Below are 15461 nucleotides of genomic sequence, written 5' to 3'. Positions count from 1 at the left end.
ACAAAATATAGTCCAGTACATATTATTTTTCCCATACTCTTCGAAAATCTCTTCAAACCACGTCAGCTTTATCTGCAACCTCAAAGCTGTGCTTTGAGCAACCTGCGGCTAGCTTCCTAGTTTGCACTTTGATTTTCATTGAGTATCAGTGTCTATTGTAGCCCTGCTTAAACTAGTAAGAAAGAACTCCTATATCCACAAGTGACATAGGAGTTTATGTTATATTTTACTGAGTAACAGTCACTTCTCCAGTTCGGTAATCCAGTTGAAGTCCCTTTTGAACATTGGGAACTAGGACATTAAATTCCAATTCTCCGTCTGAAGACTTGGCTTCAATCTGTGAAGCTGAAGGAACTAAATCCTCGTTTGAAGCATAATAAAGAGTTACACGGTAACGGACACGCTTGTTTTGGTCCAAGGCCTTACGTACCATGCTTTCATAGTAGTTTTGACCAGTCGAATCCTCGGCTTGAGCCTGATTTGCCCAGGCTGTTTGAACAGCAATGTTTTTAGGATTGCTTGTCGAGGCATCAAAACCATCCAAGCCACCGATTAAGGCATAGCCTAACAAGTGACCTCTATCGACCGCATGGGTATAAGACCCCTTTAGATTCTTAACCTGATGCCAGCCTGGAGGAGTCCATGAAGTCGAACCATTCCCAGTTTCTTCACGATTCTTGTACTGGCGAGTAGCCTTAGACAAGAGGGCATTAGCTACGGTTGGCACTGTTTCCTTGCCCACTGTCTTTGTTTTATTATCAGCGTAAGGTTTACTTGAAACCTTGGCATCTAGATTTGTTTTATTACCATTGACGATAAAAGCACCTGAGCCATTCCACTCAAGACTCCCTTTTATTTGGCTTTTGACTGCATCTGTTAAGACACTTTCTGCCAACTCTTGACTAGGAGCTTCAGACGCTTGTTTTTTCTGACTAACCTTTGTTTTAGGACTATTAGCTGTCGACTGCATCTGCTTGATATAATAGCTTCCCGCAGATAAAAGCAATAACACTAGCAGCCCGATCAGTGTCTGTCTTGTTTTTTTATCCATTTTTCTCCTTATCTCTAGAAAAAGACTGGTTCTCCAGCCTAATTTCCTGTAAATTTATGAATCAATTCCTGCCATTTTGCTGGAGACAGGATAGCCCATGGATCTTGACCCTTGCCCAAGATTCCATAACCTACCATTAAGCCGATACCTAGGGCTAGAGCACCTAAAAACAGTACCAAAATGACTAGAAGTAAACGCTTGATTACGTAGCTTGATTTCTTATTCATCTTCATCACTTGCCTCAATCCGCTGAATCTTAGCACCTAGCTGTGCCAACTTCTCATGGAAACGGTAGTAACCTCTATCCAAGTGAACCAATTTACCAACTACAGTTTTTCCTTGTGCTACCAAACCTGTCAAAATCAAGGCAGCACTGGCACGAAGGTCAGTTGAAAGAACTTCTGCCCCCTGCAAAGGTTGACCACCAACAATACGAGCTGTATCACGGATAATCTCAGAGTGCAAGCCCATGCGACGCATTTCTTCTAGATGTTGGAAACGATTTTCGAAAACTGTCTCCACCATAGTTGATTCCCCTTTTGCGACGGTCATCAAGGCTGTAAATTGGGCCTGCATATCCGTTGGAAAACCTGGGTGGGGCAAGGTTTTCACATGAACAGCTTTTAAATTTTCTAGTTGAGATCGAACTCGAATTCCTTCAGACTCCTCTGTCACTTCCACTCCCATTTCAAGCAATTTGGCAATCAAGGGACGGTTGTGCTCCCAGACAGCGTCTTTAATCAAGACATTACCACCAGTCATGGCAGCAGCTACCATAAAGGTTCCGGCTTCGATACGGTCTTGGACTACATTGTGAGTCGTACCATGAAGTTTCTCAACACCGGTAATGGTAATGGTCTCTGTACCAGCACCCTTAACCTTAGCTCCCATTTCATTGAGGAGAATGGCTAGGTCAACAATCTCAGGCTCACGCGCAGCATTTTCAATCACTGTCACCCCATCAGCTAGAGTCGCTGCCATCATCAAGTTCTGAGTAGCACCAACACTTGGGAAGTCCATATAGATATGAGCTCCATGTAAGCGATCAGCCTTGGCTTCGATATAACCAGCTGTCTGACTGATCTTAGCCCCCATAGCTTCTAGACCTTTCAAATGAAGATCAATAGGGCGACTACCAATCGTACAACCACCTGGCATGGATACCTTGGCATGGCCTACACGGGCAAGGATTGGCCCCAAGACAACGATAGATGCGCGCATCTTGCTGACATATTTGTAAGGAGCTTCCTCAGTGATATCGCCAGTCGCGTCCACCTCAACAAGATGATCTTCTTCATTAAAATCCACCTTGGCATTTAAACCACGAACCACCTGATTCATAGTGAAAACATCTGACAAGATAGGAACGTTCTGCAAAACAGTCTTTCCTTCACTTGCTAGAATTGTCGCTGCCAACAAGGGTAAGACTGCATTCTTTGCTCCTTCGATCGTAACACTTCCTACCAGACGATTATCGCCACCTTGAACCACAATTTTTTCCATACTTATTTCCTTTACTCTTGATTTTATAATAATCCTCTAAACGCTTCTTGCCACAACTGATATAGGCTGATAAAGAAAGAACTCATGATGTAGCCCATTACAATGCTAAAAAAGGCTACTAGTAAACGAACTTTTCCTGTATTCTCAGCTGTCACTTTTAAAACCTTTTCCCATCGAACAAGATCCTTTAAAAGGTAAAAACTCACGTAAATAAAGAGCATGTGACTGCTTAGAGTGAATAATAATTGAACCATTTGACTATTATACCATCTTCTCTGTTTGTGCGCTAGTTTGGAAACTTAACTTAAAACTAGGGATTGTTTTTCAAGTAATCAATTGCATCTTGTAGGGTTTTAACTGGCACGATTTTCATATCAGTCTTGATTGTTTTGGCTGCTTCTAGGGCTGTTTGGTAGTTGTTTTTAGCATCAGGATGCGCTTTTTGTTCTTCTTCGCTAACAGGGTTATCCGGGGCAAAGAAAATAGCAGCACCTTCTCTAGCCGAAGCAACAACTTTCTTATCAATACCTCCAATGTCCCCCACATTCCCATCGCGATCAATGGTACCTGTACCGGCAACGATACGACCATTACGAAGACCAGGGTCAGCTATTTGAGTATAGATGGCCAGACTAAACATGAGACCTGCACTTGGACCACCGATACCAGCTGTTGAAAAGCGAATTGGGACATCACTGGTCACTTCCGTACGGTCAATCAAACCGATTCCAATCCCATTTTTGCCATTTTCCAAGGTGATAATCTTACCTTCTGCAGACTTGGTTTGCCCATCCTCTTCATAAGTTACCTTGACGGAGTCCCCTAGTTTTTGAGAATTGACGTAATCAATCAAGTCTTTGGAACTGTCAAAGGTTTGATCATTGACTGCTGTGACCGTATCAGAGATGTTAAGAATCCCTTTAAAGGTCGAATTATCCGTCACAGTCAAAACATAAACCCCAAGATATTTTAGTTCAATATCCTTACCAGCTGTTTTTAGCCCTTGATACTTGGCCATGTTTTGTGATGTTTGCATGTAGAATTGATTAATCCGCATAAATTCAACATCGGAAGAACCACCTGTAGTCTCTTGGGCACTACGAATATCTGTAAAAGGCGTCAACCAAGCATAAATCATATGGGCTAAAGTAGCGTGCTGGACACCAACCGTAACGAATTGATAGGCACCAGCTTCCTTATCTTCTGTGTCATTGACTTTAAGGACTTGGCGAATATCTTCCGAACCACCTGGAACTTCTATATAGTAGGGCAAGGGCACTACAAATGCCAAGAAAGTCACAATTAAGGCCGCAATGACATATAAGGGCCATCTAATCTTTTTTTTCATTTTTTATTTCCTCCAAAATACTCTCAGGAACATAGCAGGTAATATCCTGACCAAACTTCAAAAGTTCTCTAACACCGGATGAACTGAGATAGAGATGTTCAGGTCGACTATGTAAATAAATGGTCTCTATATTAGGAGACAGCTGATGGTTGTAGTAATCAAAACTGGCTTCATATTGCAAATCCGACGCATTTCTCAAGCCTCGCACTAGGAAAGTAGCCCCCAGTCTTTTTGCAACATCAACCACCAATTCATCATGAGAAAACACGACTTCAACATTCCCCAAATGTTCCAAAGCCTTTTCTAGTCCCCGTTTACGATTTTCAAGAGGGAGAAATCCTTGTTTATGGGGATTGAAAAAAATACCGACATAGAGCTTATCAAAGAGTCTGCTCGCCCGTTCAATCATATCCAGATGCCCATTTGTCATCGGATCAAATGAGCCTGTGAATAAGCCAATCTTATCTGACATAAACTGTCACCTTACTAATTCCATAAATTTTTTCCTTCCAGATACCCAGGCAGGCAATTTCTTCTGGAAGTTCGACGGCCTTATCCGTCTCACACACGACCATGACATCTTCAGAAAAAAGCTCTTTCTCATCCATTTTTTCAATATCTGCTACGATTTGTTCCTTGGCATAAGGAGGGTCTAAGAAAATGAGGTCAAATTCCCCAGATACCTGTTCCAATGCCCTTTCTGCTTCCATCTTGAGAAGTTGAAATTTCTCAACTTCCTTGGTCATCTGGATATTTTCAGCCACAATAGCCTGAGCCTTACGGTCTCGTTCCACCAAAACAGCGCTGAACATGCCACGCGATACTGCCTCGATAGATAAACCACCACTACCTGCATAAAGGTCCAAGACTCGTCCCCCTTCAAAGTAGGGACCAATCATGTTAAAAATGGCTCCCCTAACCTTATCCGAAGTAGGTCTTGTCGTCTTGCCTTCTAGTGTCTTGAGGGGACGTCCCCCATAGATTCCTGATACGATTTTCATACCGTTTATTATACCAAATTATGGACAAAAAGAGAAAGAAAACCGAACCTTGCGGTTCGATTCTCTACAAAATATTTTCGTAAGTATCGCGGACTTCTTGAGGCCAAACACTTGTTTGCACCTCTCCGATGTGTTTCTTGCGAAGTAGGAACATGGCCATCCGAGATTGTCCAATTCCTCCACCGATTGTCAATGGGAATAGGCCGTTCAACAAAGCCTTGTGCCATTCCAATTCTAAACGGTCTTCATCACCTGTGATGGCAACCTGACGGCGAAGCGTTTCTTCGTCTACACGGATTCCCATAGAAGACAACTCAAAGGCTCCACCCAGAGACTCATTCCAGACAAGAATATCACCATTTAGACCCTTGTAGCCATTTTCAGACTCGCTTGTCCAGTCATCGTAGTCTGGTGCACGTCCATCGTGCGGTTTACCGTCTGGTAATTCACCACCGATACCGATCAAGAAGACTGCTCCAAATTCTTTACAGATAGCATTTTCACGCTCTTTTGGTGTCAAGTCTGGGTAGCGTTCTACCAACTCTTCTGTGTGGATAAAAGTGATTTGTTTTGGCAAGATTGATTCGATGTCATAGCGGGCTTCAACAGCTAGCTCAGTAAGGCGAATAGCCTTGTAAATCTTCTCAACTGTTTCTTTTAGATAAGCGATATTACGTTTACCATTTGGGATAACTTTCTCCCAGTCCCACTGGTCAACATAAACAGAGTGGGTCGCATCCAGCGAATCTTCGTCTGGACGAAGGGCCTTCATGTGGACAAAAAGACCTTCTCCCTCACCGAAACCAAAACGAGCCAAAGTATGGCGTTTCCATTTAGCAAGGGAGTGCACCACTTCATAAGTAGCATCAGGGATTTGGAGAACCTTGACCGATACGGCATTCTCCACACCTGATAAGTTGTCCTGCATACCATCGCCGACCCTACTCAAGATAGGACCTTGAACTTCGACAACTTCTAACTTATCTTTCAAATACTGGGTAAAAGTGTTTTTGACAAAGGAAATCTCTTCTTGTTGATGAATAAAACTTTTCTTCATAAACTACTCCTCAAAAATTAGTTAAAAGCATTATACACCTATTTTCAAGAAAAGGAAAGAGCAAATACGAAAAAATCAGTGCTCCTTCGAACACTGATGTTAGGGACCTTCTAGTCATTGCGACCAAAGATACGTAGAATACTTAGGAAAAGATTGATAAAATCAAGATAGATACTAAGAGCCATTGACACAACCCAACCTGTCGCTACACGACCTTGTGATTGCTCATAGGCATAGCGAATTTTTTGGTTGTCCCAAGCAATCAGCCCTGAGAAAACCAAAACCATGGCTACGCTAATCATATAATCAAAGAAACCACTAGCCAAGAAAATATTAACTACCATGGCAATCAGCAAACCGATAAGAGCCGCCATCATAGCCCGACCAAGGCCACTCAAATCTTTCTTGGTGAACATGCCAACTGCCGCCATGACAAAGAAGAGAAGGGCGCTCGACACAAAGGCAGATAAAACTGTACCTGGAGTATAGAAGGCCACCACAAAACTGAGGGTAAAGCCGTTTAATACAGAGTAAAGTAAAAATACTGGAAGAGCAGCTGGACTATTCTTTGAAGCCATACTGCTGGCAACAAAGACCAGAGCTAGTTCTGCTAAGGTTGCAATGGTCAACCAGAGGCGTCCCTGCATCAAAAAGTAAACCAACTGAGATTGAAAGACCGTCAACATAAGACCTGATACTAAAGCGGATAATCCGATCCCCAGACCAACAAAGGCATAGACTTTAGCGTAAAATTGATTGAGACCTGCGCGGTCGTGAATAATAGTGTGATTCATCTTTTCTCCTTTTCTATGAACATCTTTCCTTGATTATAACAAAGAAAGTTAAAATTAGCTTAAATGGAAAATTAAAATACCGGCCGCAACGGCAACATTGAGACTCTCGGCCTGCCCCTTCATGCTAATATGGACCAATTGATCTGCACTTTCAGCCATGAGGGAACTAATTCCTTGACCCTCATTTCCCATGACTAGTACAAAATTTTCTATAGGAGGCAGTTCTCTGTAATCAACAGAATCTTTAGATAGGGTTGTCGCCAGCACATGTATACCTGCCTTTTTAGCTTTCTCGAGAAGCACTTGATTAGACATCCGGTAAATAGGCAGATGAAAATGACTGCCTTGCATGGAACGTAAAGTCTTGAGACTGTAGGTATCTGCCGATTTATCTGAAACAATCACTCCAGTAAAACCTGCTGCATCCGCAGTTCGAATGATCGTTCCCACATTACCAGGATCTTGCACATCTTCCAAAAACAAGAACTTGCCCTGACTAAAGTCAGTTTGTTCTACTTCTTCTTTTTGAACCACCGCAACAATTCCCTGTGGAGTCTGAGAATCCGCCAAATCTAGCAAAATATCCTCTGATACCCAGACAGTTTGCGGAAAAGCAACTAACTGTTCTCGATAACTTTCTAGGGCAAAGATTTTCTCAATCGTCACTCCAGCTTGAACAGCTTCTTCAAACAAGTGCCAGCCTTCAATCAAATAGGCAGACTTGCGGTATTTTTTTTGGTGTAATTTCTTGGCATTTTTTACCACAGAATTGGCTTTTGAGGTTATAATAGTCATAGAAATATTATAACACAATCAAAGGGGTTTGGTATGCAAAAGGTTAGAATGATTGCCCAAGGTAGGGTACAGGGTGTCGGCTTTCGTTGGGGTGTTTACAGCTTGGCACTTGAAATTGGTGGCATCACAGGTCGAGTATGGAATAACGACGATGGCACAGTAGAAATTTTAGCCCAAGCAGACTCATCTGCTACCATGGCAAAATTTATCCAAGAAATCCGCAAAGGACCCACACCTTTTTCAAAAGTCAGCTACTTAGATGTCAAACTAAGCAACTTTCCTCCCTACCCTGACTTTAAAATCGCAAATTAGGTCTCTAGAACTATTGTATATTTTGTAAAAAAACAGTAGAATAGAAAGGTATAATTTTTAAAGAAGGAATAAAAACAGTGAAATCTATTAAACGTTTTGCACTCTCAGCTATGGGAGTGGCTATGTTGCTAGTCTTGACTGGTTGCGTTCAGATTGATAAAGCAACAGGTAAGCCAATTGGTCCCGTTTGGGATTTCTTGGGTGCTCCGATGGGAGAAGCTATCAAGTACTTCGCTACTGATAAAGGTCTAGGCTTCGGTGTCGCTATCATTATCGTAACCATTATCGTGCGCTTGATTATCTTGCCACTTGGTATCTACCAATCATGGAAGGCAACGCTTCACTCTGAAAAGATGAACGCCCTCAAGCACGTCCTTGAGCCACACCAAACGCGTCTCAAAGAAGCAACTACTCAAGAAGAAAAACTCGAAGCCCAACAAGCTCTCTTTGCAGCTCAAAAAGAGCACGGCATCAGCATGTTTGGTGGTGTAGGATGTTTCCCTATCCTCCTTCAAATGCCTTTCTTCTCTGCTATCTACTTTGCTGCCCAACATACTGAAGGTGTTGCTCAAGCAAGTTACCTAGGAATTCCTCTAGGCTCTCCAAGTATGATTTTAGCTGCCTGCGCTGGTGTCCTTTACTATCTTCAATCACTCCTTTCACTTCACGGAGTAGAAGATGAAACGCAAAGAGATCAAATCAAGAAAATGGCTTACGTGAGCCCAGTCATGATTGCCGGCTTCTCCCTCATCTCACCAGCTAGTGTCACACTTTATTGGGTTGTCGGTGGTTTCATGATGATTCTCCAACAGTTTATCGTCAACTATATCGTTCGTCCAAAACTTCGCAAAAAAGTCCGTGAAGAACTAGCCAAGAACCCACCAAAAGCACGTGCTTTCTCTAAACCAAGTGGACGAAAAGACGTTACCCCTGAACAACCAACTGCTATCACAAGCAAGAAAAAACACAAAAATCGCAACGCTGGAAAACAACGTTCGAGATAAAGCTACGTAAATTATCCAATAATTAAAAAACGAATGAATGATAAATAGTTTTCATCAACTAGATATCATCATTCGTTTTTATTATCTACCGTTACATCTTATACTAGTCGAAAAAGTTAAATAGTTTAAAAGCTCACATATAAAAACTATTCAATCATAAATTAACAAGTAAATCACTATGATTTAATACAATTCACAGTTATTAAAACTTCTGCTCCCTCGTCTCTATTTCTAAGCTCAACTCGGCCTTTGTGTAGTTTTGCAACTCTACATACAAAACTTAGTCCAATACCATAATGTTGCTCTTTATACGATCTAGCTTTATCCATACGATAAAAGAGCTTTCCAAAATTAGTTAAAACTTCCTCTGGAAATTCCGAACCATTATTCCATATACCTATTTTCAATTCCTTCCCCTCTTGCTCTACTCTAATTTTAATTTTAGGATTCTGTTTATCAGCGTATTCCAAAGCATTTGTTAAAATATTTTGTATGGCACGAATCAGAAGAGATTGATTTATATAATAGTTTTCAGTTCCTTTCACATTTTGTTCAAAAGAAAACTTCATCTGATTTTTTATCAAAAAAGAGACTTCTTTCTCTAATTCATTGATAAAATCTGAAGAGGAATACTCCGTCCAACCTGTCTCATCATCATAATAGGTTTTAGAATAGTGAATCAATTGATTGAAATAATCTAGTAACTGTTGACTAGCTCTTTCTATATCTGCTAAGCATTCTTGAGATTGGTCGTTTTCAGTTATCGTCTGCAAAAATTCCACATTTCCCCTAATAATGGTTAAGGGAGTTTTTAAATCATGAGAAGCTGCTGAAACCTGAAACATCAAATCTTCCTTCTGCTGTTTCTCATTAACTATTAATTGTCGAATTCTATCTTGCATCACAATAATCCGATTTCCTGTCTCGCGAAATTCTTTAACCGTTAAACTTTCTGTACATTCCTTCTTCAACCACATACTATTTTCATAAATCAAAGTCATTTCATAACTCAGTTTTTTCAACAATTTTCCAATGTGATAACTTATTAGAACAATCAATAAAACACAAATATATATCCATGATGACACATTAAAAAAGATTGATAGAACACCACTATTGTTTAAAGTTTTCCCATCTTCATTTATTTGTATAGATACTGAAGCTAAGGGAATAAGATAGGCCATTAGTAAGCCAAGACTAAACTGCCAAATAATTCTCCAACAGGTTTCTCGAATTAATTGTCTAAAACTTTTGATTCTACCCATTGATATCCTCCACCGTATAAGGTTTTAATTGGATTTAATTGATAAGGTTTCAACTTTTGACGAATTTGATAAATGTACTCTGAAACCGAACGTAAGAGCGCTTCTGAACTTTGTGGATATAGATAATTATAAATTTCCTCAATAGAATATATTTTACTTGGGTTGCTTGCCAAAAGATTCACTATGTCAAATTCCCTCCTTGTCAGAGCAATCTTATCATCGTTTACAAATAGTTCCTTACTATCCGTATATAGTATAAGCTTCCCAATCTTTATTTGATGAACATTTCCTTTAATCCGTTCTTCACGACGTAAGTGCATTTTAACACGTGCTAACAATTCTTGCATACTAAAGGGCTTCATAATATAATCATCAGCACCTGCATTAATTCCAGCTACTAAATCTTCATCCATATCCTTAGCAGTTATAAAACAGATAGGAACAGTTATCTGTTCGCGAATCATCTGACAGATCTCTAAACCACTAACAGGCATCATAATATCTAATAGAATCAAGTCAAAGCCTGTAAAATCACAAAGATCAATCTCTTCTATCTTATTTCGTATGACTACTTCATATTTTTCATATTCTAGTACTTTTTTTATTAGACGAAGAATAGCGAGATCATCATCTACCACCAAAATTTTATAAGCCATAACTCACCCTCCTAACTATATTATAGCACTAACCAAGAAAAAGACAGGACATCCCCTGTCTTTAGCGTACATTTCTTCCTATAAGTATCAATGTAGCAAATAGAAAAACAATTAATAACCAAACTATTTGTATCCCTAAGCCTTGCCACACTGGATAATAAAGCGACAAGGGATGGGTATAAAAACAATTCATACTAGCTAGTAATGGTAAATTTCTAAAAAAAGAACTGAATTGTAGTAACATTTGTCCCAACCCCAATAAAAGGGATAAACTGATTCCCAAAATTAAGATAAAAGACTGGGAAATAAATACAAAAATACCACTTAAAAGAGAGAAGGTTAGAATAGAAATACATGCTGGAAATAGGATTGTCAGAACATGTTTAATATTACTCAAAAGATTGATATTGTAGTATCCTTGGGCGATTAGTATACATAATGATATTACAGCGACCAATAATACAATTTCCACACATAATACAATAGCTAGTTTACAGATTATAAATTTCAAACGATTTGGACATGTAAGAAAACTGGTACGAAGGCTAGAACCTGTAAATTCTTGACCTATAAATAGAACCGCTAGACTAACGAAACCTGCCTGTCCTAAATAGAGACTTTGCAGTAGCTGTTCCAAAACAAACTGTAGAGTCAACTGGTCTGGCTTATTATTTAAAAAAATAACTAACGCTGGAACACACAGTAATAGAGCACCTATAATCAACCAGTACCAAGGATTCATAATAAACTTGAGATACTCACTTTTAAGTTGTTCTTTCAACTTATTCACCTCCTCCGATATCTGACTTAAGTAAGCGGTAAATTGCTAAAGCCAAGAATGAGAAGTTCCAACAAAGTAAAAGTAAAATATTTTGTAAACTATTATGTCCTAAAATTTGAGGAGATGTAGCAATCAATCCTTGCCCCAATATAACTGGAAGAAATTTTGCAGTCGATATATAGTTTGCTAAGAATGTTCCCAAATTGTAAACTTGAGGAAGCAAAAATAATAGAGGAACAATGGCTATTTTAAATGTCAAAGCCATAATATAGGCTTGCAGTCCCAACAAAGTCCAAGCTATACTGGCTAAAAATATATAGAACCAAACTCTCCCATTTAGTGAAAAAAGCAATAATCCATCTTGTCCTAAAACATAATGTGTCATGTTAATCGTAAGGAATATTGATAGAAAGGAAATGAAAAAAGAAAATACAAGCCAAACTAATGTTTTTGAAACTAGGAAAGTACTTCGATTTGTAATAGAGAGGAGGCTTGTACGAATAGCAGAGCATTTATACTCCTCGGCTCCGTAAATTGAGCCTAGGATAATCATAATAAAAACACCAAATAAAGTGACATCAAAACCTAAAAATTCAATAGGAGGTATAGCTTCTGCTAATTCTGGATTTGTCTCTGGTGTAGCATGGATACCAACTGAAACAATTTGAGAAGCACCAATATTTGCTAAAAACGTTTGAAATACCAGTATCAAGAATAATACAACATGAGTAGCTCTCCTATAAAGCAATTTCAATATTTCAGAATGAAGAGAGTATATAAGTGCCATGTCACTTTCCTCCCTCTGTTAAACTAAAGAAGACTTCTTCTAGTGAAGAAAGATTTTTCATCACTTCTTGTAAAGTGCCTTTTATAAGAACTTTTCCTTTATTTATGATAACTACATCATCTGTTACTGCTTCCACTTCCGATAATATATGAGATGATAGCAAGACTGTCTTTCCTTCTTGAGCTTGTTTTTTTATAAACTCTCTAAACCACCTAATTCCTCTTGGATCCAACCCATTAGTCGGTTCATCCAATATCAGATATTGAGGATTTCCTAATAGAGCTGTTGCAATTCCTAATCGTTGTCCTTCTCCTAATGATAATTTCCCAATTTTAGATTTTTTCTTATGGCTAATATCCACCATATCCAAGACTTGTTCAATTCGCTGACTAGATATCCCATTACTAGCAGCAACTATTTTCAAATGTTGATAAACAGTCCGATCATCAGGAGCTCCTACACTGTCAAATGAAGCTCCTACAGTCTTTAGAGGAAATTTTAATTCCTTATAAGTTTGATCTCCAATTTTGGTAAGACCAGATGTTGCTTTGTCTAATCCCAATAAAATACGTAATGTTGAACTTTTACCAGCTCCATTTGGACCCAGGAAAGCAGTCACTCTACCTGCTTTTGCTTCAAAAGAAATATCTTTTAAAATTTGAGTTTGCCCATACGACTTACATAAATTTTTAATGATAATACTTTGTTCCATGATGTTCTCCTATTCTATTTAATATTTCTAAAAGTAACTATATCTTACACATTCTTTTTCGGATTTTTTTCAGAATTTAGAGAGTAAAAAAGATTTAAAATTTTGTTTCATTTAATTATCTAGATTTGTGTAAACTTAAAAGCCCGATGTTTCCATCAGGCTTCTTTTTTATCCATGTACACGTTTCATATAGTCTTGGTAACTTTCGGTATCCATGAGTTTTTTAGCGTTCTTGACGCGGTCTGCTGTTGGTGGTTTGACCCCTTCGAGGGAATATGGAATTCCCAATTCACGCCATTTAAACTCACCCATAGTGTGATAAGGTAGAATTTCAAACTTATCAACATTTTTAAGGGTCTTGACGAACTTCCCAAGTTCAATCAAGTCGTCATCTCTATCTGTCAATCCTGGAACTAGCACATGGCGAATCCAGACAGGTTTTCCAATATCTGATAGATACTGGGCACAAGCCAAGATATTTTTATTGGTTTGGCTAGTGACAATCTTGTGCTGTTCTTCGTTGATTTCCTTGATATCCAAGAGAACCAAGTCAGTGACAGCCATGAGTTTGTCAAACTTCTCAAGGTAACGTGGTTTATTACGGAAAGGAAGGGCACAGGTATCCAAGGTACAGTGGATTCCTTGTTCCTTAGCCTTAGTGAAGAGGGCAATCAGGAAATCAATCTGCAAGAGGGCTTCTCCTCCACTGACTGTAATCCCACCCTTATTTCCCCAGAAACCGCGGTAGCGCAAGGCCTCTGTCAAAACATCATCTACCGTCCGTTCACGCGATTTATTAGACTCCATAGCCCAAGTGTCCGGGTTGTGGCAATACTGGCAACGCATGTGACAGCCCTGCAAAAAGACAATAAAGCGAATACCAGGTCCATCTACTGATCCAAAGCTTTCTGTCGAATGTACCATTCCTGTCACTTGTCCATAATCAATTGTTTCTTCAGACATATCGTTACCTTCCTTGAAAACGTTTTATAGTTTTATTATATCACGACTTGAAGGAAAAACAAGATTTTTGCCTATTTTTTAGAAAGCAATCTGTTTTTCAATTTCATTTTCAACTACTTATCATTTTATTCTTCAAAATCAAAGCCATACAAGGTTGCAAAGTAGTCCTCAGGGCGCTCTGCACGGCGGATTTGACGGGCTTTGCCTTCTTCGGTATAGAGGATTTCCGCAGAACGAAGTTTGGCATTGTACTGGTAGCCCATTGAAAAACCGTGAGCACCTGTATCATGAATTACCAGCAAATCACCGATTTCTGTATGAGGCAGTTCGCGATTCACTGCAAATTTATCATTGTTTTCACAGAGTGAACCAACCACATCAACCACTTCAGCTGGTCCTTCTGGGTGAGTCAGATTGGTGATATGGTGGTAGGCTCCGTACATAGCTGGACGCATAAGATTTACTGCTGATGCATCCACACCTAGATAGGTACGGTAGGTTTTCTTCTTATGAGTGACTCTTGTGACTAGAGCCCCATGAGGAGCTAACATAAAGCGACCCAATTCGGTAAAAATCTTGACCTGATCAAGACCTGCTGGCGTAAGAACCTCTTCATAAACCTTACGAACTCCCTCACCAATCAAAGCGATATCATTTGGCTCCTGCTCTGGACGATAGTTGACACCAATACCGCCAGAAAGATTAATAAAGTCTAGCGAAATGCCCAACTTTTCCTTGATTTCAACAGCCAATGCAAAAAGCTGACGAGCCAACTCTGGATAATAGAGATGGGTCACGGTATTGGACGCTAGGAAGGAGTGAATCCCAAAAATCTTGGCTCCTTTTTCCTTCAAGATGGCAAAAGCTTCAAAGAGCTGGTCCTTGGTCATGCCAAACTTGGCTTCTCCAGGATTATCCATAATATCTGTTCCTAGCTCAAAAACGCCTCCAGGATTGTAACGACATGAGATGATTTCTGGAATACCTGCTGCACGCTCCAGGTGTTCAATATCTTCAAAGGCATCCAAGTTAATGGTCGCACCCAATTCACGCGCATAGGCATATTCCTTATCTGGCGTGTTGTTTGAAGAGAACATAATTTCAGAACCAGGGAAATCCAGCTTATGACTCATCAAAAGCTCTACATAACTAGAGCAGTCCACACCACAGCCTTCCTCTTGGAGAATTTTCAAGATAACTGGTGTTGGAGTAGCCTTAACTGCAAAATATTCCTTAAAGCCCTTATTCCACGAAAAGGCTTGGTTGACAGCTCTTGCCTTCTCACGAATTCCCTTCTCATCATACAAGTGAAAGGGAGTAGGGAACTCGGCAACAATCTTTTCTAAGTCTTCTTTATTGATAAATGGTGTTTTCATAAGTTTCCTTCTATTCTATTTGCAAAGAAAGGCTGGGACAATCGTTCCAACCTTTA

The 15461-nt window shown here is 39.6% G+C and carries 19 protein-coding genes; 2 read left to right on the top strand and 17 right to left on the bottom strand.

What is annotated here, in order from left to right; genetic code table 11:
• Positions 1-226 precede the first annotated feature (226 nt).
• The 10 genes from endA to B7697_RS01200 all read right to left on the bottom strand — a co-directional run bounded on the left by endA (position 227) and on the right by B7697_RS01200 (position 7549).
• Positions 227-1051: a DNA-entry nuclease EndA gene (endA, locus tag B7697_RS01245; RefSeq protein WP_084949931.1), complete on the bottom strand. Its 825-nt coding sequence runs from the start codon at positions 1049-1051 to the stop codon at positions 227-229.
• A gap of 38 nt (positions 1052-1089) precedes the next feature.
• Complete coding sequence (locus B7697_RS01240; protein ID WP_004241151.1) at positions 1090-1278, bottom strand: DNA-directed RNA polymerase subunit beta; 189 nt, start codon at positions 1276-1278, stop codon at positions 1090-1092.
• A complete protein-coding gene (murA, locus tag B7697_RS01235; protein WP_004255865.1) occupies positions 1271-2554 on the bottom strand; it encodes a UDP-N-acetylglucosamine 1-carboxyvinyltransferase in 1284 nt (427 codons plus the stop codon). The genes B7697_RS01240 and murA overlap by 8 nt, the downstream gene beginning before the upstream one ends.
• Positions 2555-2577: 23 nt before the next feature.
• Complete coding sequence (locus tag B7697_RS01230) at positions 2578-2808, bottom strand: DUF1146 family protein (protein ID WP_004255861.1); 231 nt, start codon at positions 2806-2808, stop codon at positions 2578-2580.
• 56 nt (positions 2809-2864) lie between these two features.
• Positions 2865-3902, bottom strand: a complete 1038-nt coding sequence (locus B7697_RS01225; RefSeq protein WP_000727281.1) for a SepM family pheromone-processing serine protease — start codon at positions 3900-3902, stop codon at positions 2865-2867.
• Positions 3886-4374, bottom strand: a complete 489-nt coding sequence (coaD, locus tag B7697_RS01220; protein ID WP_004255857.1) for a pantetheine-phosphate adenylyltransferase — start codon at positions 4372-4374, stop codon at positions 3886-3888. The genes B7697_RS01225 and coaD overlap by 17 nt, the downstream gene beginning before the upstream one ends.
• Positions 4364-4903 (bottom strand): 16S rRNA (guanine(966)-N(2))-methyltransferase RsmD, encoded by a 540-nt coding sequence (rsmD, locus tag B7697_RS01215; protein WP_004255854.1) that lies wholly within the window; start codon positions 4901-4903, stop codon positions 4364-4366. Before rsmD ends, coaD begins: the two co-directional genes overlap by 11 nt.
• Positions 4904-4967: 64 nt before the next feature.
• A complete protein-coding gene (asnA, locus tag B7697_RS01210) occupies positions 4968-5960 on the bottom strand; it encodes an aspartate--ammonia ligase (protein WP_000748003.1) in 993 nt (330 codons plus the stop codon).
• Positions 5961-6070: 110 nt separating this feature from the next.
• Positions 6071-6754 carry a Bax inhibitor-1/YccA family protein gene (locus B7697_RS01205; RefSeq protein WP_084926998.1) on the bottom strand — a complete coding sequence of 228 codons (684 nt, stop codon included), beginning with the start codon at positions 6752-6754 and terminating at the stop codon, positions 6071-6073.
• Between the two features lie 54 nt (positions 6755-6808).
• Positions 6809-7549 carry a TrmH family RNA methyltransferase gene (locus tag B7697_RS01200; RefSeq protein ID WP_004255844.1) on the bottom strand — a complete coding sequence of 247 codons (741 nt, stop codon included), beginning with the start codon at positions 7547-7549 and terminating at the stop codon, positions 6809-6811.
• Between the two features lie 33 nt (positions 7550-7582).
• On the opposite strand from B7697_RS01200, the gene B7697_RS01195 reads away from it, so the two are divergent.
• On the top strand, positions 7583-7861 hold the full coding sequence (locus tag B7697_RS01195) for an acylphosphatase (protein ID WP_001174616.1): 279 nt from the start codon (positions 7583-7585) through the stop codon (positions 7859-7861).
• Between the two features lie 77 nt (positions 7862-7938).
• Positions 7939-8865, top strand: a complete 927-nt coding sequence (yidC, locus tag B7697_RS01190; RefSeq protein ID WP_084949930.1) for a membrane protein insertase YidC — start codon at positions 7939-7941, stop codon at positions 8863-8865.
• 176 nt (positions 8866-9041) lie between these two features.
• On the opposite strand, the gene B7697_RS01185 is transcribed toward yidC, so the two are convergent.
• From B7697_RS01185 to B7697_RS01155, 7 genes are all read right to left on the bottom strand, one after another.
• Positions 9042-10130, bottom strand: coding sequence for a sensor histidine kinase (locus tag B7697_RS01185; RefSeq protein WP_049515998.1), 1089 nt, complete (start codon positions 10128-10130; stop codon positions 9042-9044).
• Positions 10100-10786 carry a response regulator transcription factor gene (locus tag B7697_RS01180; protein ID WP_000323581.1) on the bottom strand — a complete coding sequence of 229 codons (687 nt, stop codon included), beginning with the start codon at positions 10784-10786 and terminating at the stop codon, positions 10100-10102. Before B7697_RS01180 ends, B7697_RS01185 begins: the two co-directional genes overlap by 31 nt.
• 61 nt (positions 10787-10847) lie before the next feature.
• Complete coding sequence (locus tag B7697_RS01175; RefSeq protein ID WP_033681247.1) at positions 10848-11567, bottom strand: ABC transporter permease; 720 nt, start codon at positions 11565-11567, stop codon at positions 10848-10850.
• Between the two features lies 1 nt (position 11568).
• The gene (locus B7697_RS01170; protein WP_084949928.1) at positions 11569-12354 is read right to left on the bottom strand and encodes an ABC transporter permease; all 786 of its coding nucleotides are present in this window, start codon (positions 12352-12354) and stop codon (positions 11569-11571) included.
• Position 12355: 1 nt separating this feature from the next.
• Entirely contained in the window at positions 12356-13066 is a 711-nt protein-coding gene (locus tag B7697_RS01165; RefSeq protein ID WP_023943463.1) for an ABC transporter ATP-binding protein, read from the bottom strand.
• Positions 13067-13234: 168 nt separating this feature from the next.
• Positions 13235-14029, bottom strand: coding sequence for a pyruvate formate-lyase-activating protein (gene pflA / locus B7697_RS01160; RefSeq protein ID WP_001288288.1), 795 nt, complete (start codon positions 14027-14029; stop codon positions 13235-13237).
• 125 nt (positions 14030-14154) lie between these two features.
• Positions 14155-15405: a diaminopimelate decarboxylase gene (locus tag B7697_RS01155; RefSeq protein ID WP_049502258.1), complete on the bottom strand. Its 1251-nt coding sequence runs from the start codon at positions 15403-15405 to the stop codon at positions 14155-14157.
• Between the last annotated feature and the right edge of the window lie 56 nt (positions 15406-15461).

Source organism: Streptococcus mitis (assembly GCF_002096895.1).
Taxonomy (GTDB): domain Bacteria; phylum Bacillota; class Bacilli; order Lactobacillales; family Streptococcaceae; genus Streptococcus; species Streptococcus mitis_AH.
Note: the sequence above shows the minus strand (reverse complement) of the source record. Positions and strands in the feature narration are given on the sequence as shown.